Source organism: Psychrobacillus sp. NPDC096426 (genome assembly GCF_044762745.1).
In the GTDB taxonomy this organism is placed as follows: Bacteria; Bacillota; Bacilli; order Bacillales_A; family Planococcaceae; genus Psychrobacillus.
In genome coordinates, this window is record NZ_JBIWEX010000004.1 from 146,419 (window position 1) to 166,037 (window position 19,619).

Genomic DNA, 19,619 nt, shown 5'->3' on the forward strand with positions numbered 1-19,619 from the left:
GATGAGTTCTGACCCAAAACATATAACAGAAGAGCAAGGTTGGTTAAAAGCAAGTGCTAATGTGAGTTTAGAAGAGGTTAATAGCTCGGTTAATGTTCCAATAAAAGGTAGCTTTTGGCGCAAACTGTTTGCGTTTTTAGGTCCCGGTTCCTTAGTGGCGGTTGGATATGTAGATCCAGGAAATTGGGCGACTTCTATTGCGGGTGGTGCGCGCTTTGGTTATACGCTTTTGATTGTTATTTTACTATCTAATTTAATCGCTATGCTCCTACAAGCGTTATCAGCAAAACTTGGTATCGTTACTGGGAGGGATCTTGCGCAAGCAACAAGAGATGCCACTGGCAAAAAAACGGCTTTCTTCCTTTGGATTTTAACGGAACTTGCTATTATTGCAACAGATTTAGCAGAGGTAATCGGTTCGGCGATTGCATTAAGTTTATTGTTTGGTATCCCTTTACTATTAGGAATCACCATCACTACATTAGATGTTTTGCTTTTGCTTTACTTACAAAAGAAAAGCTTTCGTATTATCGAATCGATTGTCATTGTGCTAATGGTAACTATTTTTGTCGTCTTTGCATTTGAAGTGATTATATCCAAACCAGAAATTTCCGCATTATTTGGTGGATATGTACCGAAAATGGAAATTATCACAAATCCATCCATGCTTTTTATTTCTCTTGGTATATTAGGAGCGACGGTTATGCCACATAATTTGTATTTGCATTCTTCTATCGTTCAAACAAGAAATTATAAAAGAACAATAGCTGGGAAAAAAGAAGCACTAAAGTTTTCGCTTATTGACTCTACTTTTTCTTTAACTGTCGCTTTTCTTATCAATTCTGCAATTTTAATTCTTGGGGCAGCTGCCTTTTATGGAACAAATTTAGATGTATCCGAGATTGAAGCAGCTTATGAGTTATTAAGCCCTACTTTAGGTGTAGGTATTGCAAGTACATTATTTGCGGTTGCTTTACTTGCTTCCGGGCAAAATTCGACCATTACAGGAACTATGAGCGGGCAAATAGTGATGGAAGGATTTATACGATTAAAAATTTCTCCATGGCTTCGTCGTTTGATCACACGTTTATTAGCAGTCATTCCTGCGTTTATTGTAACTTGGATAGCAGGTTCTAAAGGAACAGGTGAGTTATTGTTATGGAGTCAAGTAGTATTAAGCCTTGCTCTTCCATTTGCCGTTATACCTTTAGTATTATTTACAAGCGATAAAAGAAAAATGGGCGAATTCGCCAATACACTACCCGTGAAAATATTAGCGTGGGGATGTACCGTTTTAATCGTGATTTTGAATATATTCTTAATCGGTTATATTATTATAACTGGGCAAGATTTAGGTTAAAAAAGTGGCATGATTTAAGAAGAAATCATGCCACTTTTTTTATGCCTTCTTTTCATTTATTAGGAATTCTTATCTTCGTTATCTATTCTCTCGCCTTGAACTTTACTACTCCGTCCAGTTCCTGACGCTCCACGTTTCCAATCGATTCTAAATACAATAATCGAGTAAGTGTAGCCATAAAAGAACTTAAATTGAGGATGATATTTACGGTTCCGTATACTTCGTGGCAGATTTGATTAGCGGTTTTACTTTCGCTCGTCACGGATTGTAGTACTTGTTGTAGGCGATATTCATGTTTAGCAGTCAGTTCGTTTATTCTAGAATGAAGATCATAAATTAAGTCTCCATGACCTGGTAAAGTAATGTCGGCTGGATATTTTTCCAATTCCGTCAATGATAAAAAGTAATCTTTCAATGGATTTTCTTCTTCTCCCGACCATAGACCAATTACTGGATTGATCTTGTTTAATACATGATCTCCAATGATCATGATCTTCTTATTTTCATTATAAAAGCAAAAATGATCAGGTGCATGACCTGGTGTCCAAATAGCCTCAAACAATTCCTCACCTAATTGAATATGTTGATGATTTTCAAAAAAACCATTCGGTTCGAAATCGTAAATGGGAGGATCTTCATTTATTTTATTAGGAAGTGATTGTCCCCCATGTCTGATAATCAAACTGTTTAATCGGTCTCTACCATGTGAATTCCGATTTTTCCTCATTTCTTCGTAACCCAAATTGGAGACAATAACAGGTACTCCAACTTCCTGTTGAAACCATTTTGCAAGACCGATATGATCTTGATGAGTGTGTGTCAGGACCACTTTCTCTATTAAGATCCCAGATGATAACACTTTTTTCCATCCTTCTTTCGATTCTATTGAATCAGTCCCCGTATCAATCACCGTATATCCATTTTTTCCTTCTATTAAATAGCAGTTAACCTCTCCCATTCCTTTTGGAAATTTGATAACTAGTTTATGTATACCATCTGTTACTTCTGTTAACATTTCATGTCCCCCTTGTTGTTGCACTCACTTCAAAAGCAATCTTTTGGCAACCAGCCTACCTCTCCATTTTCTCTCTTCACAAGAATATATCCGTCACATTCATTATCAACCATCGATACTTTTTCTCCTTGTTTAACAGATAGAAAGGTTGTACTCAGGTCCGTTTTGGCACGGGCTGATTCATGATCTATTAGTAAATATTCATTTTTAATCCATTGTTCAATGCCGAGATTCGTATTTTCACACAGAGTAAAGTATCTCTCTTGTCTTATTATTTGCATGTCGTAATTTGGATATGTCACAGTTCCTACTCTTTTTGTGGAATTGTTATATTCTTTTTGCACAATCATTTCGCTCGTTAACTCATCCACATATGTAGATGTATACGTTCCATTTTGGATAATTAGCGCATTTAGTTGTCCATCTTTCTTAATCTGATTTCCACCATCTAGAGCAATGATTTTTTTACCAAGATCAATGATCGAATTATGGGAACTAACTTGATTTGCACGATAATTAACGACTGGCCAATGACCTACGATGACTATTTTGTCGGCTTGGTGCACTTGCTTATAAAATTCTTGCGTATATAATGCAACCTCTTCTTTTGTTTCTCTCCAATTTTCTTTATTTTCAATACCTGCATGAATGATAATAAAGTCATCGGTTTCATAAGCAATTGGTAATGATTCTATCCAATCTATTTGCTCCTGAAAATATTGGCGATAATAGCGGGCAAGTTCTTCTAGATTTGTGAAATCATCTATTGTTTTAAAATTTTTTGCTAGCATTTCATTTAAAACAGAATTTTTTTGTCTGTTCATGTATGGAATAATTCCATTACTCCCATTAAACACATAGCGATGGACTACATCACAGTTTCCTTTTGTGACAAAGACCTTATTGGATTGTTTAGATAAACCTCTCACAAATTCCACTACTTCTAAACTATTTTGTCCTTTTTCGCAAAGATCACCGTTGATGAATAGATAATCTTCTCTCGTATAATTCACTTTTTGTAATAGATTTTTAAATATCTTTAGATTTGCATGTATATCTGAAATGATAATTGCACGTTTTGTTTTATCTAATTGCAGTCGGCTTACTTCAATCATTAACTTAACCCCCAAAATATTATAATCTTGAGAATATTATATCAAAAAAACTAATTAATAATATCTTTTCTTGAAAACTGGAGATAAGATACTGTTGAATGAGTTGTATTCACTAAAAAACAAAAAGTAATCAGCCATTTCATATATGGCCGATTACTTTTAACTGCACGGATTGTTAAATCAGCTTTCTCTATTACAGGAGATTGCTTTTTTATTTAAATAGGTTGACTCCGTTAGGTGTTCTTTTGATTAGTTATGATCTAATTAGTTCTTGTTCCCAAGCAGGAAGCATTTTGTTTAATTGTTTGTCTTCACGGTATCCTAATACGTATTCAGCTTGCATCACTGTATGGATTTCACGTGTCCCTTCATAAATGACCGGCGCTTTTGAATTACGTAAATAACGTTCTACTGGATATTCATCCGAATAGCCATTTGCCCCGTGAATTTGAACTGCATCATCTGCTGCTTGGTTGGCAAAATCACAAGCTTGCCACTTAGCAAGGGACGTTTCACGCGTATTTCTTTTTCCAGCGTTTTTCAGTTCACCTGCGCGATACACTAGCAAGCTACTCATTTGATAACCTGCTTCCATTTTAGCGATCATTTGTTGAACTAATTGGTGTCTACCAATTTCTTTTCCAAAAGTTTCGCGCGTATGGCAGTAATTCACGCTAGCTTCCATACATGCCATAATTTGTCCTACTGCTCCTGCCGCTACTGTGAAGCGCCCATTATCAAGAGCCGCCATCGCAATTTTAAATCCTTCTCCTTCTTCACCAAGTAAGTTTTCTTTTGGCACTTTCACATTTTCGAAAAATAACTCGCCTGTATTGCCGGCACGTATTCCTAGTTTTCCTTTCGTTACAATAGAAGAAAACCCTTCCCACGTACGCTCTACGATAAATGCAGAAATCCCTTTATGTTTTTCCGATTTGTCTCCTGTATATGCAAACACTAAAAAGTGATCCGCAACATCACATAGTGAAATCCATGCTTTTTGTCCGTTTAAAATGTAGTGATCCCCATCTTTAACAGCGGTTGTTTCAAGTGCAGCCACATCAGACCCAGCGGCAGGTTCCGTTAAACCAAACGCACCAATTTTCTCCCCTTTTGCTTGAGGCACTAAATACTTCTGTTTCTGTTCTTCCGTTCCCCACTGCAACAACGTCAAACTATTTAAGCCAATGTGTACGGAAACCGCTGTACGAAAAGCCGTATCTCCGCGTTCTAGTTCTTCACATACGATAGCAAGCGAATTGTAGTCCATTCCGCTTCCGCCATATTCTTCAGGAATACAAACACCCATGAATCCAAGTTCTGCAAGTTTCGTATAAATAGCTGGGTCTGATTTTCCTGCACGATCCCATTCGCCAATATAAGGCATAATTTCCTTGTCGACAAATCCTCTCACCGTTTTACGTAACATGTTTTGTTCTGCTGAAAATGAAAAGTTCATAATATAATCTCTCCTTTTTTAATTGGTTGTTTGTGTCATACTTAATCGATTCATAATTTCTTCATTATGTTCTCCTGGATTAGGCGGATGGTACTTCATCTGAACGGGTGTCCGGGATAGCTTAAGTGGACTTCCAATCAGTTTGATGCGGCCCGCTGTTGGATGTTCTTGCGTGATAAACATATTGCGTGACTGGAGCTGTTTATCATTTACAACTTCCTCTATATTTTGAATTGGACCACTTGGAATATTATTATTTCTAAATTGTTCCTGCCAGTAGGCGGTCCCTTTTGTTAATAATATGGCTTGTAATAATGGAACTAATTTGTCTCTGTTTTTCACGCGGTTAGGGTTTGTTTGAAAAAGAACATTTTGGGCGTATGCGGGTTTTCCAAGCACTTCGCAAAATGCCTTAAACTGATGATCATTTCCGACTGCAACGACCATTTCCCCATCTAACGTTTGAAATGCCTGGTACGGAACAATATTTGCATGGGTATTTCCAAGAGCTTTAGGAACTTGTTCGGCCATTAAATAGTTACTGCCGATATTCACTAGTGCGCTTACTGCAGAATCATAAAGGGAAATGTCTAATTTTTGTCCTTTCCCAGATTGTACACGCTCTAACAAAGCAGCTTGAATTCCAATGCATGCATATAACCCAGTCAAAACATCTACGATGGCGACACCTGTCTTTTGTGGTCCCGATTCTTTCGTACCGGTGATGCTCATTAACCCGCTCATCGCTTGAATGATAAAGTCATATCCAGGAACATGTCGATCCGGTCCTGTTTCACCAAACCCTGTAATTGAGCAATACACAATACGTGGATTAAGCTCCGCCAAAACGTCATAGCCTAAACCGAAACGATCCATCGTTCCAGTTTTGAAGTTATTAATAATTACATCACTTTCTTGAACCAACTTTTTAATAGTTTCGACACCAGCTACTGACTTCAAGTCTAAAGTTATCGCCTTTTTGTTTCGGTTTGCACTCAAGTAGTAAGCGCTTACTTCACTTTTAAATGGTGGACCCCATTTACGTGTTTCATCACTTCCTCCAGGTGCTTCCACCTTTATGACCTCCGCACCTAAGTCACCCATAATCATCGTGCAATATGGACCAGCGAGAACACGTGACAAATCCAAGATTTTGATATTCGCAAGAGCTCCCGTCATTTGAACAATCACACCTTTCCTCTATTGAATTCAAAAAGCCAATTCAAAGAGACTACAGACTCGCTGTAAATCAAATTGAACTGGCTTATTATCTGTGGTTAAAAATCCCGGCAAGAATTTTGACAGATTAGGCAGTATTAGCTTTTCTATTTGTTTTGCATAATTTGGTCATGGGAATGAACGTTGAAACGCTTCGGCATGACTCGTTACTTCTTATTCTAGTACACAAATATTAGTTTGTAAACTAAATAATCAAATATTTTTAAATATTTTTAAATATTTTTAAATATTTTATAAATTATAATTTTTCAGCTGTATATAGCTCATAATGTTTATATAAATCTTTCAATGCTGACATTACCGCATTTCCCGCTTTTCCTAAATAATGATTTTTTATACTCGCGAGTGGCTGATCAATTCCATCTTGTAAACTATGCCCTCTTAGCAGGTGTTGTACAAACGCTCGTCCATGTTCCGTAGCTAACGTACAACTAGCCGTAACAATTACCCCGTATTTTTTATCGATTTCCGCTGTAATTGTCAATGTTTCATATAAATTTTGTGCGGCCATTCCCGCCGGAAGTCTTGCATGCCCTGCTATAAAAACTGTGTTCATAACGTTCATTCCCCTTTTGTCAAAAAGCTTCATATTATTAAGAATCTCTATAGATTAAGAATACAGGAAGCGAATGTTATTTAATAGTATTTAACGGGAATATTCTGTTTAATTTATTTTAATTAAATAAGTAGAAGCCCTTAACTATTCCATATTACGAACGTCTTGCAAGTACATCGGAAACTTTTCACCTTCTCCATTCACAATGAGCATACCATTTACAGTGAACCTTGGTTTTACTAGTCGTTCTTTTACTCTATTGAAAGTAGACATTTTTTTCACCTTTGTTCCTTCTATTTTATATAACTCGACTGTGTCGGATTTTTTCTTAGGAACACTTAATGCTACATAATCACCGAACACAGCATAGTCCTGGAATGTCGGAGTTCCAATTTTGTTTAATTCCCCACTTTCTAAATCTATATACGCTAAAATCGAAGGATCATCTTCATTTAGCAATTGAGTAAATATCTTATCTCTTGTTACTGTAACATTTAATGAGTATTCGTAGGGCACGATATACTCCCCTATTTTGACATTTTTGTACACATCGTATACAAAGAACTTCACCGTTTTTTGCTCATTATCTGTAAGCCGCTCCGGAATAACAAGTAAGCCATCATTAAAAGAAGCTCTACTATTAGTACCTTCTCCAATTAATTCGTGCACTAATGTTTCTTTTAACGTTTCTAGGTCAAGGATTCGGTAACTTGGCACAGCACCTTGTTCATCAAAAGACAAACGAACTAAATAATCACCATCAAGTTGAAGATCTGCTTGTAGAGTTTCTTCCATTACAAATGTTTCATTACTTTCACGATTTAGTATATGAATGGATGCATGGCCATTATCATTTTCCGAATATAATTCGTCCCAAACAAACCATTTTTCGTTTAATAGTACCTCTGTTATCAAGACATTCTCTTTTGGGGCTACCAATATTGTCTTTTTATTTGATGTAAGCGAATAAGTATAGATTGCCTTATTATCTGTGTAAATCATGGAATCTGTTTTCTCATCATAAATAGAGTTGATAAGAGCGTTGTAATCATGTCCTTCTATCATCACTTTTCTTAAAGACTCTTCTTTAACTGAGCTACTAATACCAGCTTGTTCCCGCCAATCCTTTACATAAGGATAGCTTAATATACCAGATAGACCAATAATCGCTACTCCAACAAGAATTGGTTTAAGCATTCTCTTTTGTCGCTTCTCCTCAGATGAAACCCTATGTCGCGCTTCCGTTAAAATTTCGCTCTTTTGTTCTTCTGATAACGTAATATGTTCTGGCACAGATGAATCTAACTTGCGTTTAATTTCTTCCTCCATGATGGAATCCCTCCTCAGCAAATGTAAGGCTAGCCATTTTTCTCCCCCTTACTAGTCGTGTCTTCACAGTATTATTAGAACAATTCAAAATCGTACCAATCTCCGTTACAGAAAGTTCCGCATAATAGTAAAGCCATAATACTTCCCGATATTTCCTAGGCAATTTTTTAATTGCATCCGAAAGTTCATTACTACTTTCATCAGCTATTATGCTTTCTTCAGGAGTCTGATTATGTATTAGTAAATGATTGATAAAGTTTGATATTTCCACTTTTCGATACGACCAGCTTTTAAAATAGTTGTGGCACTCATTCACGGTGATGCGATATAAATATGTTTTAATACTAGAACGTCCTTCAAAATTATCCATATTCAAGTAATAACGAATAAATACTTCTTGGACAATATCTTCAGCTTTTGCTTCGTCTTTTACAAATGAATAAGCAAGCCGTGTTAAGTAATGTCCGTACTCATTCATTGCTTTTACAAGCAGATAGTCTCTATCTTGCCTATCCAACCCTTCCCCTCCATTCTTTTACTACCTGTTAGACAAATCAAATCGCCTTTCGGTTTCAAATGGAAGAAATATTTTTCCTGAAGGTAGCTAGTTCGCTTAAGACTTTTGAGTCATTCATACCTTAATCCACCTGAAAATTCCTCTATCTTTTCCCAATCGATAACCATTATTTCTTTCTTTTCCTTCTCAATTACTTTTTCATTAACAAGTTTTTCAATTATTCGATTTAAGTGTCGTGTTGTTGTACCTATTAGGGAAGCTATTTCCACGCTATTTGTCGTGTGGATTTCTTTACCAAACGTTTCTCCATTACGGACGGTGCATAAATAACTCGCAAACCTTGTTTCTACTGAAGCGAGCAAATTAATGCGAGAAGCAGTGGTACATGTCTGTAGTTTGTACGTTGTATGGATTAAGAGTTGTTGCAAAAAAGCTAAATCTTTCATCAATTCGTTGCGTATGTACGTTTTATGGATAAATATAAAATCTGAATCGATCACTGCTGACACCTGGGATTGAATTGGCACCTTTTGAATTAATTCAATATCACCCATGATTGAAATAGCAGAACAAAATCTGAGCAGCAATGCTTTACCTGTAATGACACTCGTAGTAATTTTCGTTCTACCCGAAACTTGAATATATAACCCATCTATTTCTTCCCCTTCTAATAAAATGACTTCGTTGCGACTATATCGTCTAATCTGAAAAGGATGTTGTTTATCACTAAAAAGTTTTTTCAATTCTTCATTGTTCAAATAATAGGTTGAAAGTAAATGATCTTGAATAATTTGCATTGTTCTTCTCCTTTTGGGACATATGTCCTTTTTATTATATCGAAAAATCGCTACTATGAAGAGAGTGAAAGGATGAAGAAAAATGAAATTTGTTTTCGATTTAGATGGTACGATTTGTTTTAAGGGGCAGCCTCTATGTACAGAAATAACGGATGCATTACAATATTGTCGCCATATGGGACATGAAGTAATTTTTGCTTCTGCCAGACCGATTCGCGATTTACTGCCTGTACTTCCAAAAGAGATGCATATGAATCCCATGATTGGTGGAAATGGTGCTTTTGTAACAAATGCGGGGAAAAACACGTATCTAACATCGTTTGATAATCAAACAAAAGAACAAATAATACAAATGATAGAGGACTTTCATCTTACCTATTTAATCGATAGTGAATGGAATTATTCGTTTACTGGAAACACAGAACATCCGATATATCAAAATCTTGATCCCGAAAAGTTAGCGAAAAATATTTCGATTGATGAGATTAAACAAATGATGAAAGTCGTACTATTTCCAAATGAACATGCACTTGCGATATTAGCCAGATTAGAATCGCTTGAGGTTCTGATATACAATCACGGACAAGAAAATATTCTAGATATTAGCCCTTTAGGCATCGATAAATGGACAGGCTTGCAAAAATTAAATGTGAAAAAACAAGAATTCATTGCATTTGGCAACGATGCAAATGATATACCCATGTTTCAATTTGCAAAAGAAGCGGTATGTGTGGGTATGCATGAAGAATTAAAAGAAATCGCTTCGAGGGTTGTTGAAAGTGATGAGCAGGCAGTTGCGAATAAAATAATAGAGCTTAGTAAAGTACATGCAAATCAACTAGAATTGTACTAATGGTGACTACTGTATCCTAGAAGTTGTTACTAACCTGTTCGAAATTTTTCCAACTAAACCTGCAATAATTACAACTAAATCATTCCTTTTTACAACTAAACTCACCAATTTTCCAACTAAACTTAATGTTACATAAGCAAAAACTGTAGACAGCTCCAAAAGAGTGTCTACAGTTCGTTATTATACTAAACGCTTTTTAGCTTCTTCTATTTGGATGGCAACTTGGTCAAATCCAGTTCCACCAAGGGAATTTCTTCTCTTTACAGCCGCAAGCGGTGATAATACATCGTAAATATCCGACTCTATTAGGCTGCTTGCTTCTTGCAAATCTTCTAGCGGAAGATCTAATAAGAAATAACCTCTTTGGATGCATAAAAATACGAGCTTCCCAGTGATTTCATGTGCTTCACGGAATGGAAGTCCTTTTGCTGCAAGATAGTCTGCAAGTTCTGTTGCATTTGAAAAGTCTTTATGTACAGTATCGTGAAGACGCTCTTTATGAACCGTCATAGTACGAACCATACCTTCAAATATTTTCAATGAGCCAACGATTGTATGCACGGTATCGAACATACCTTCTTTGTCTTCTTGCATGTCTTTATTATAAGCAAGTGGTAATCCTTTAATAACTGTAAGTAAGCCCATTAGATTGCCGTAAACGCGTCCTGTTTTTCCACGGATCAACTCGGCCATATCTGGATTTTTCTTTTGTGGCATAATACTAGAGCCAGTGGAAAATGAATCATCTAACTCAATAAAGTTAAACTCCGAGCTGGACCATAAGATGATTTCTTCCGCAAATCGAGATAAATGTGCCATAAGCATCGAAGAATTACTTAAAAATTCTACGATAAAATCCCGATCACTTACCGCATCCATACTGTTTGCATATACGTTCGCAAAGCCTAAATATTCCGCCGAAAGTTTGCGATCAATCGGGAAAGTAGTCCCTGCAAGCGCTCCTGCTCCAAGTGGTGAAATGTCGATACGTTTAATCGAATCTTTAAAACGCTCTTTGTCTCGGTCGAGCATCCAGAAATACGCCATTAAATGATGTGCAAATGAAATTGGCTGTGCACGTTGTAAGTGCGTATATCCTGGTGCAAGTGTTTCCACATGCGTTTCTGCTTGAGCGATAAGTGTTTGTTGGAAAAGTTCAATTAACTCAATGATTTCCCCAACCCTATTTTTCAAATATAAGTGCATATCGGTTGCTACTTGATCATTTCGACTACGCCCAGTGTGTAATTTTCCACCAACTGGACCGATTAAATCGATTAGCATTTTTTCTAAATTTAAATGAATGTCTTCATTTGCAATTAAAAACTCTAATGCATTATCTTCTGCTCGTTTTTTTAATTGCTCTAATCCACTTAGAATTTGCTGCACATCTGCTTGGGGCAAAATTTGACATGCCCCAAGCATTTTGACGTGCGCGATACTTCCGTCTAAATCTTCCATTACTAATGTTTGGTCAAAACCGATGGAAGCTCCAAATTCATCTACCCACTGCTCGGCAGATTTTTGAAATCTTCCGGCCCAAAGCTTAGTCATGCTTTCACCTTCTCTGCTCCCTTGTTCACCATAGCGTGAACTTTCGTTGGAAGTCCCCAAAGTTCGATAAATCCGACTGCTGATGCATGGTTAAATTCATCTTCCGCTGTATAAGTTGCAAGTTTTTCGTTGTATAAAGAGTTTGGAGATTTACGTCCTTCTACAATGGCATGACCTTTATATAATTTCACACGAACTGTACCATTTACATACACTTGTGTTTCTTTTAAGAATGCTTCTAGAGCGGTTCTTAGTGGAGAGAACCATAGTCCTTCATAAATTAGTTCTGTTAATTTTTTCTCAATTACTGGTTTAAAGTGAGCTAATTCTTTTACTAGTGTAATATCTTCTAATTCTCTATGTGCGAGTAATAATGTATGAGCACCTGGAATTTCATATACTTCACGTGATTTAATACCAACAAGACGGTTTTCTACGTGATCGATACGTCCAATCCCGTGTTTACCAGCTAAATCATTTAATCTTGAAATTAATTCGTATAAAGGATATTTTGCACCGTCGATTGCTACAGGCACCCCTTGAACAAATTCAACTTCGATAACGTCTGCAGTATCAGGTGCATCTTCTAATGCAACTGTTAGTTCATATGCATCTACTGGCGGTGCTTGCCATGGATCTTCTAAAATACCACATTCGTTTGAGCGTCCCCAAAGGTTTTTATCAATCGAGAACGGGCTATCTAAGTTAATCGGAATTGGGATATTTTTTTCTTTTGCATACGCAATTTCTTCTTCACGGCTCCAGCTCCATTCACGAACTGGGGCAATTACTTCTAAATTGGGATTTAGAGCATTAATAGAAACTTCGAAACGAACTTGGTCATTTCCTTTACCCGTACAACCATGAGCTACTGCAGTTGCGCCAGTTTGTTCTGCAATTTCCACTAACTTTTTAGCAATCAATGGACGAGACAATGCAGAAACTAATGGGTATTTACCTTCATACCATGTATGAGCCTGTAAAGAAATTAATGCATATTCATTCGCAAATTCTTCTCTTGCATCGATCATATAGCTTTCAATAGCCCCAACTTGTAGCGCCTTATTTTTCACGAATTCCAAATCCTTGCCTTCTCCAACGTCTAGGCACACCGCAACTACATCATATCCTTCATCTTTCAACCATGTTATTGCAACCGAAGTATCTAATCCACCTGAATATGCTAAAACAACTTTTTTACTCATTTATATTCCTCCGTTGTATGTTTATTCATTATTATAGTATTAATATACATAATGTAACATGCTTAATGTATAAATACAACCAGTAATTTATGATTATGAAGAATATTTTTATTAGACAGATTAATTGATTCCCGGAAATGAAACAAAGATAATGGAAGAAAGGAGTGTGTTCAATGAGTCATTTATTTTCACCTATTACACTAAATGGACTAACATTAAAAAATCGAGTGGTGATGCCTCCTATGTGTCAATATTCGGTAGAAGCAAAAGACGGTACCCCAACCGATTGGCATTTTGTCCACTACGTTTCTAGAGCAGTTGGTGGTGCCGGGCTTATTATCGTTGAAATGACCGATGTAGAACCGGATGGCAGAATAACCGATTTCGATTTAGGATTATGGTCAGACGATCAAATTCCTGCGTACGAAAGAATCGTGAAAGAAGTACATAAACACAATGCTAAAATAGGCATACAAATTGCACATGCTGGTAGAAAAGCAACCGATGCTAACCCACCTGTTAGTGCTTCTGACATTCCGGTCGCGGAAAATTGGAAAGTGCCAAGAGCGCTTTCCACTGTAGAAGTAAATGAAATGGTCGAAAAATACAAAGAAGCTGTCAAACGGGCTGTTGCAGCTGGGTTCGATACAATCGAACTTCACGGAGCACATGGCTATTTAATCCATCAATTCCATTCACCAATAATTAACAATCGAACCGATGAATATGGAAAAGACTTATCCAAATTTGGCGTAGAAGTTATCGAAGCAGTACGAAGTGTGATGCCGGAGGAAATGCCGCTTCTTTTCCGAATTTCAGCGATTGAATATATGGATGGCGGTTATGATTTAGCGCATTCATTAGAAATAGCAAAAAAATATAAAGAAGCGGGTGTCGACGTTTTCCATGTTTCGAGCGGAGGCGAAGGACCTTCCGGGAAGATAAAGCCTGCAAATACGCCTGGATATCAGGTTTCATTTGCGCGTGCATATAAAGAAGCATTAAATGTACCTGTAATTGCTGTTGGAATTTTAGAAGATGCTGCTTTGGCAGAGCAAACGATTGCAAATGGAGATGCAGAGCTTGTTGCGGTTGGTCGGGGAATGCTAAAGGATCCTTACTGGGCACTACATGCAGAAGAATCCATTACAGGGAATGTAGTACCACCCGTACCGTATAAAAGAGGATTTTAGTAATATTTATAAGTTTACAAAGGTTCAAAATGCTAAAAGAAATAATCCACCCAAGGCGTTAAGCGGATGGGTGGATTATTTTTGTGTCAGCAGAATAATATTACTACTAGTAATATTGTATATTTGGATAAATTGGATAATACGGAAGGTGGTATAGATGAAAAATACCAAAATTGACATTCGAATAGAACTTGGACGATCTCCTTCTAAAGTTGGACAATCTTCTATATAACCTGGACAATGCCCTCAAATAGTTGGACAATCTTCTCCTAAAGTTGGTCGATCTTCTATAAAAGTTGGACAATTCCCTCAGATAGATTTATCTGCGAAGCGGCATATTTTTTACTAATTCTTTATGTTCCTTGTATCTTATGAAGTGCATCCAAGTTTGCAATAACGGATAGCTCTTCCCCTTCGATTGCTTTTAGTAAATTCTCAGCTATCACGACTGATGTCTTTTTTGCAGCTTCGATACTGATGCCACCAATATGCGGCGTCATTGTAATTTCATCTATTTGAAAAAACGGATGGTTTTCCGTTGGCGGTTCAACTGTAAATACGTCTATTCCGGCCCTTGAGAATGTTTTGTTTTTTAATGAGGAAACTAAATCCTTCTCATTTATAATACCGCCACGTGCCGTATTTATAATAACTGCCGATGGTTTCATGATGTTAAATAATTTTTTATCAATCAATTCTTTCGTTTCCTCTGTTAGCGGGATATGAAGACTGATTGCATCACTCTTCCTAAATACCTTCTCTATGGAAGTTGTCAGTTCAACTCCTAATGAATTTGCTATTTCTTGTCTATCAGCTGAAATCGTTCGAACATATGCAAGAACATTCATCTCAAAGCCATTCTTTAATATTTTTGCCACTTTTTGAGCAATGGATCCGAATCCTACAAGTCCAAGCGTTTTACCTTTTAATTCTGTCGTATATCTGCCATCCCTAAAAGAATAGTTTCCTTTTTTCATTTCTAAATGGAACCTACTAATATCTTTCATAACAGCTAGTAGTAAAGCTACGGCATGTTCAGCTGTAGCTTCACTATTCATTTTCGGTGCATGCAAAACTTTAATTCCTTTTTTTGTTGCATAGTCTACGTCTATATTATCTAGTCCAATACCTGCTCCTGAAATGGCTTTTACATGTTCACATTGATCTAATATGGCAGGAGTGATTTTCGCAGGCGCTCTCAAAATAATTCCGTCCACAACATTCTGCTGCAAATAGGAAATAATCTCCTGCTCATTAAACACATGAAATACTTTTACATCAGCAAATTCTTTCAACTTTTCTTCACCGATAGGATGATACATCGGCAGTATTTGAACGATATGTAAAGACATTCAGCTCCCCTTTCTTCAGATACATTTTCACTTCGTGAATACTAATCAATTATTGTAAGTTTTCCACGATAGTTGTAATTCCTTGACCTCCTCCGATACAAAGCGTAACAAGTCCATATTTCGAACCTCTACGACCCATTTCATGGAGCAATTTCGTCATGAGTATTGCACCTGTAGCACCAATCGGATGACCAAGTGCAATTGCTCCGCCATTGACATTTACTTTATCCATGTCCATGCCAGCCCCTTTAATAACGGATAAAGCTTGGGCAGCAAATGCTTCGTTTAACTCAATTAAATCAATGTCATCGATTGTTAGACCGCATTGCTCCAATGCTTTCTGTGTCGAAGTGACTGGTCCGATCCCCATAATTTCAGGGGATACAGCACTGACTGCTTGTGCAATAATTTTTGCTTTTGGTTGCAATCCATATTCATTCATTTTGTCTTCTGACATCATGAGAACGACGGATGCACCATCATTTCTTCCACTTGAATTCCCTGCTGTGACAGTCCCACCGTCTTTAAAGACAGCGCGAAGCTTTGCCATTTGTTCTTCCGTAGACTTTCTTGGATGTTCGTCTACTTCAAATAGCACGCTATTTTTTCTTCCTTTGGTTTCAAAAGGGACGATTTCATCTTTAAATCTACCTTCTTTAATGGCAGTTTCAGCAAGAAGTTGACTTCTCATGGCGAATTTATCTTGTTCTTCTCGTGAAATATTGTATGCTTCTGCTAGATTTTCAGCGGTGTAGCCCATTGTCAATTCCCCGTACTTTTCAGCGGGCTGTGAGCGTGGTTGACTTTCTGTATTCGGGTCTAGCAGTAATCCATTCCCCGCTCCAAGACCATATCTCCCGTTTCGAATATAATATGGTGCCGTACTCATACTTTCAGCACCTCCAGCAATGACAACATCGGATAATCCTAAACGGATTTGTTGGTCTGCATTATTAATCGCCTGCAAGCCGGAACCACATTGTCGATGTACGGTATAACCTGGGACCGTTACTGGTAATTCTGCCCTTAGTGCTGCTAGTCGCGCTAAGTTTGACGTATCTGCACTTTGTTTTGCTTGACCCAAAATAACTTCATCTACTTCGATTTCTTTATTTGTCCTTACCAACAATTCCTTAATGACCTTTTCCGCCAAATGGTCAACTGGTATGTCTTTTAACGAACCACCCATTCTACCAATAGCTGTTCTTACCGATTCTATAATATAAGCATTCCGCATTTCTTCACAGCCCCCTATTTACATAATCACGTTTTAGTTCACTTGCAATAATGTTTCTTTGAATCTCAGAAGTACCTTCATAGACTTTTGTAATTCGTGCATCGCGGTAATATCTTTCTATTGGATAATCTTTCATATATCCAATTCCTCCGTGGATTTGTAAGGCGATATCCGCCACTTTGTTATACACTTCAGAAGCAAAAAGTTTTGCAATTGCCGCTTCTTTTACGACGCGCATTTTCTGATCTGTCATCCATGCAACGCGATATGTCACCCCGCGAAGTACTTCAATTTGCATACTGATTTCAGCAAGCATATGTTGAACGGCTTGAATGTCTACAATTTTTTGACCAAATTGTTCCCGTTCATGCGCATATTCAAGTGAGTGTTCAAGCAATCTGATACATGATCCCAAATTTCTTGCGGCTAAACCTGCGCGACCATTCGCAAGTATTTTGAGTGCATTAACGTATCCGGACCCTTCTACACCTAAGACATTTTCCGCTGGGACTTCCATATTATCAAAGAATAGTTCCGCAGAATGAGAACCTCTTAATCCCATTTTCTGTTCTACAGCTCCTAAGATAAATCCAGGTGTATCTTTTTCCACAATAAAAGAAGTGATTCCTTTTGCACCTTTTGAACTGTCCGTTACAGCCATGACAGTAAAGATATGTCCATCTACGGCGTTTGTTATGTAATGCTTGGAACCGTTTATGACATATTTATCTCCTTTTTTAACTGCAGTCGTTTTAATATTGGAAGCATTGGATCCTGCACTTGGTTCCGTTAATGCAAAAGCACCGATCCATTCACCTGAAGCCAACTTCGGTAAAAACTTTTGTTTTTGCGCTTCTGTTCCAAGTTCTACGATACCAACAGTCCCAATCCCTGTATGGGCGCCAATTAGAGTTGTGAAACCATTATGTGTTTTTCCAAGTTCTTCATAAATGGCACATTTACCAACCATATCTAGTCCAAGTCCACCATATTCTTCAGGGATTCCAAGACTGAATAGACCCATCTCTTTAGACATCTCTACAATTTTTGTTGGAATATTGTCTTCTTCTTCAATAATCTTTGCCACAGGTTCTACTTCTTCTCGTACAAACTTTCTTACGGTTTCTCTTAAAAAATTGATATCCTCCGTGAAAGTGAAATCCATCGTAATCTCCCCCTTTATCGATTGATAAAATTTGCGTTTCTTTTTTCTAAAAATGCTAACGTACCTTCTTTTTTATCTTCTGTACTAAACACAACTGCTTGGGATAATTTCTCAATCCACATAGCTGTTCCAGAATCAACATCATATCCTTTATGGATAGCTAGTTTTACAAGTTGTATGGCAACAGGTCCTTTTTTCATAACATCAGCAGCTACTTTTTTCACTGTTTCCTCCAGTCCTTCTTCATCCGTGAGGTAGGTGATTAAACCAATTCGCTCTGCTTGTTCTCCGTCTATCATTTTTCCGGTTAAGATCATATCAAGTGCTCTACCCTTACCGACAATTCTAGAGAGTCTCTGTGTACCACCTGCTCCGGGAATAATTCCTAAATTTAGTTCCGGGAGTCCAAACTTTGCTTTTTTAGTCGCTATACGAATATCGCAAGCTAACGCCAATTCGCATCCTCCTCCGAGGGCATACCCTGTTACAGCTGCAATTGTCACTTTCGAACAACTTTCAATTTTCGAGTACAACCCTTGCATTCCAGGAATAAGTGCTTCTAGCGCTTCTCGATCATGTAGTTGCTGAATGTCCGCTCCTGCAGCAAATGATTTACCGCCTGCTCCTTGTATGACAATTACTCGGACTTCATTGTCCGATTCAGCATCAGAAAATGCGGTATCGATTTCCACTAATGTTTTGGCAGTCTAGCGCATTTCTCGTTTCCGGACGGTTAAGCGTGAGCCACATAATTCCCTTCTCTTTTTCCACAAGGAGATTGCTGAAATTCCCCATCCTATTTCCCCCTTACGTATAATCATAAAAGCCTTTCCCGCATTTTTTACCGAGACGCCCCGCTTTAACATATTTAACAAGTAGTGGGCAAGGACGGTATTTCTCACCCAAAGTTGCATATAGATATTCCATATTACGTAATCTCGTATCTAATCCTACTAAATCCGCAAGTTCTAGCGGTCCCATCGGGTGATTAAGACCTAATTTCATCGCCTTGTCGATGTCTTCGGCAGATGCGACTCCTTCCATAAGCATATTCATCGCCTCGTTGCCAATTAAACAGTTCATCCTAGAAGTGACGAAACCAGGAAACTCATTCACTTCGACTGCTTCTTTTTTCATTGATTCGGAAATGCCTTTTACAAATTCGACTGTTTCATCGGAAGTTTCAAGCCCTTTTACTACTTCAATCAGCTTCATTTTATGGACTGGATTAAAGAAATGCATAGCGATAACTTTGTCTGGACGAGATGTTTGGGCACCGATTTCAGTAGGGCTCATCGTAGAAGTATTTGTCGCTAATACCGCTTCCGGCTTACAAATACGATCAAGCTTCTGGAACACTTCTATTTTTAAGTCTATTTTTTCAAGCACTGCTTCAATAACCAAATCAGCGTCCTGTGCTGCAACTTCTAGTTGGTACTCATAGATCAAATTCTCTTTTGCCTGTTTATATTTCGCTTCGTTTAAAAAACCTCCACGAAAACTTGAATCTAGCAAATCATCAATTTCCTTTTTTGATTTTGCTAGAATCTTCTCGTTCAAATCATTCAAATACACCTTAAATCCAGATACTGCACTTGTATAGGCAATCCCTTTTCCCATAACACCAGACCCGACAACTGTAATTTGCTTCATGGGCTAATCTCCTCCGTTCA

General features: G+C 37.6%; 18 protein-coding genes. 3 read left to right on the forward strand and 15 right to left on the reverse strand.

Annotated features, from left to right (window positions below):
• Position 1: 1 nt before the first annotated feature.
• Positions 2-1,360, forward strand: a complete 1,359-nt coding sequence (locus ACIQYS_RS05205; protein WP_402976017.1) for an Nramp family divalent metal transporter — start codon at positions 2-4, stop codon at positions 1,358-1,360.
• Between the two features lie 82 nt (positions 1,361-1,442).
• Here the strand turns inward: ACIQYS_RS05205 and ACIQYS_RS05210 are convergent, their stop codons facing one another.
• The 8 genes from ACIQYS_RS05210 to ACIQYS_RS05245 all read right to left on the reverse strand — a co-directional run bounded on the left by ACIQYS_RS05210 (position 1,443) and on the right by ACIQYS_RS05245 (position 9,387).
• Positions 1,443-2,375, reverse strand: coding sequence for an MBL fold metallo-hydrolase (locus ACIQYS_RS05210; protein ID WP_402975843.1), 933 nt, complete (start codon positions 2,373-2,375; stop codon positions 1,443-1,445).
• Between the two features lie 29 nt (positions 2,376-2,404).
• Complete coding sequence (locus tag ACIQYS_RS05215) at positions 2,405-3,490, reverse strand: metallophosphoesterase (RefSeq protein WP_402975845.1); 1,086 nt, start codon at positions 3,488-3,490, stop codon at positions 2,405-2,407.
• 253 nt (positions 3,491-3,743) lie between these two features.
• Positions 3,744-4,949, reverse strand: a complete 1,206-nt coding sequence (locus ACIQYS_RS05220; protein ID WP_402975847.1) for an acyl-CoA dehydrogenase family protein — start codon at positions 4,947-4,949, stop codon at positions 3,744-3,746.
• Positions 4,950-4,967: 18 nt separating this feature from the next.
• The gene (locus tag ACIQYS_RS05225) at positions 4,968-6,128 is read right to left on the reverse strand and encodes a CaiB/BaiF CoA transferase family protein (RefSeq protein WP_402976019.1); all 1,161 of its coding nucleotides are present in this window, start codon (positions 6,126-6,128) and stop codon (positions 4,968-4,970) included.
• Positions 6,129-6,426: 298 nt separating this feature from the next.
• Positions 6,427-6,744 (reverse strand): DUF3870 domain-containing protein, encoded by a 318-nt coding sequence (locus ACIQYS_RS05230; RefSeq protein WP_402975850.1) that lies wholly within the window; start codon positions 6,742-6,744, stop codon positions 6,427-6,429.
• 144 nt (positions 6,745-6,888) lie between these two features.
• Positions 6,889-8,073 (reverse strand): hypothetical protein, encoded by a 1,185-nt coding sequence (locus tag ACIQYS_RS05235; RefSeq protein ID WP_402975853.1) that lies wholly within the window; start codon positions 8,071-8,073, stop codon positions 6,889-6,891.
• A complete protein-coding gene (locus tag ACIQYS_RS05240) occupies positions 8,057-8,590 on the reverse strand; it encodes a sigma-70 family RNA polymerase sigma factor (protein WP_402975855.1) in 534 nt (177 codons plus the stop codon). Before ACIQYS_RS05240 ends, ACIQYS_RS05235 begins: the two co-directional genes overlap by 17 nt.
• 110 nt (positions 8,591-8,700) lie before the next feature.
• Positions 8,701-9,387 carry a Crp/Fnr family transcriptional regulator gene (locus ACIQYS_RS05245; protein ID WP_402975857.1) on the reverse strand — a complete coding sequence of 229 codons (687 nt, stop codon included), beginning with the start codon at positions 9,385-9,387 and terminating at the stop codon, positions 8,701-8,703.
• Positions 9,388-9,469: 82 nt separating this feature from the next.
• On the opposite strand from ACIQYS_RS05245, the gene ACIQYS_RS05250 reads away from it, so the two are divergent.
• A complete protein-coding gene (locus ACIQYS_RS05250; protein WP_402975859.1) occupies positions 9,470-10,240 on the forward strand; it encodes an HAD-IIB family hydrolase in 771 nt (256 codons plus the stop codon).
• A 180-nt stretch (positions 10,241-10,420) separates the two neighbouring features.
• Here the strand turns inward: ACIQYS_RS05250 and argH are convergent, their stop codons facing one another.
• Positions 10,421-11,794: an argininosuccinate lyase gene (gene argH, locus ACIQYS_RS05255; RefSeq protein ID WP_402975861.1), complete on the reverse strand. Its 1,374-nt coding sequence runs from the start codon at positions 11,792-11,794 to the stop codon at positions 10,421-10,423.
• Positions 11,791-12,999 carry an argininosuccinate synthase gene (locus ACIQYS_RS05260; RefSeq protein ID WP_402975863.1) on the reverse strand — a complete coding sequence of 403 codons (1,209 nt, stop codon included), beginning with the start codon at positions 12,997-12,999 and terminating at the stop codon, positions 11,791-11,793. Before ACIQYS_RS05260 ends, argH begins: the two co-directional genes overlap by 4 nt.
• 173 nt (positions 13,000-13,172) lie before the next feature.
• Between ACIQYS_RS05260 and ACIQYS_RS05265 the strand changes: the two genes are divergently transcribed.
• On the forward strand, positions 13,173-14,192 hold the full coding sequence (locus ACIQYS_RS05265) for an NADH:flavin oxidoreductase/NADH oxidase (protein WP_402975865.1): 1,020 nt from the start codon (positions 13,173-13,175) through the stop codon (positions 14,190-14,192).
• A gap of 353 nt (positions 14,193-14,545) precedes the next feature.
• Here the strand turns inward: ACIQYS_RS05265 and ACIQYS_RS05270 are convergent, their stop codons facing one another.
• From ACIQYS_RS05270 to ACIQYS_RS05290, 5 genes are all read right to left on the reverse strand, one after another.
• Entirely contained in the window at positions 14,546-15,544 is a 999-nt protein-coding gene (locus ACIQYS_RS05270) for a hydroxyacid dehydrogenase (protein WP_402975867.1), read from the reverse strand.
• 49 nt (positions 15,545-15,593) lie between these two features.
• Positions 15,594-16,781, reverse strand: a complete 1,188-nt coding sequence (locus ACIQYS_RS05275; protein ID WP_402975869.1) for a thiolase family protein — start codon at positions 16,779-16,781, stop codon at positions 15,594-15,596.
• Between the two features lie 4 nt (positions 16,782-16,785).
• On the reverse strand, positions 16,786-17,946 hold the full coding sequence (locus tag ACIQYS_RS05280) for an acyl-CoA dehydrogenase family protein (protein ID WP_402975871.1): 1,161 nt from the start codon (positions 17,944-17,946) through the stop codon (positions 16,786-16,788).
• A gap of 14 nt (positions 17,947-17,960) precedes the next feature.
• On the reverse strand, positions 17,961-18,638 hold the full coding sequence (locus tag ACIQYS_RS05285) for an enoyl-CoA hydratase/isomerase family protein (RefSeq protein WP_402975873.1): 678 nt from the start codon (positions 18,636-18,638) through the stop codon (positions 17,961-17,963).
• Positions 18,639-18,753: 115 nt separating this feature from the next.
• The gene (locus ACIQYS_RS05290) at positions 18,754-19,599 is read right to left on the reverse strand and encodes a 3-hydroxyacyl-CoA dehydrogenase (RefSeq protein ID WP_402975875.1); all 846 of its coding nucleotides are present in this window, start codon (positions 19,597-19,599) and stop codon (positions 18,754-18,756) included.
• Positions 19,600-19,619: the final 20 nt, after the last annotated feature.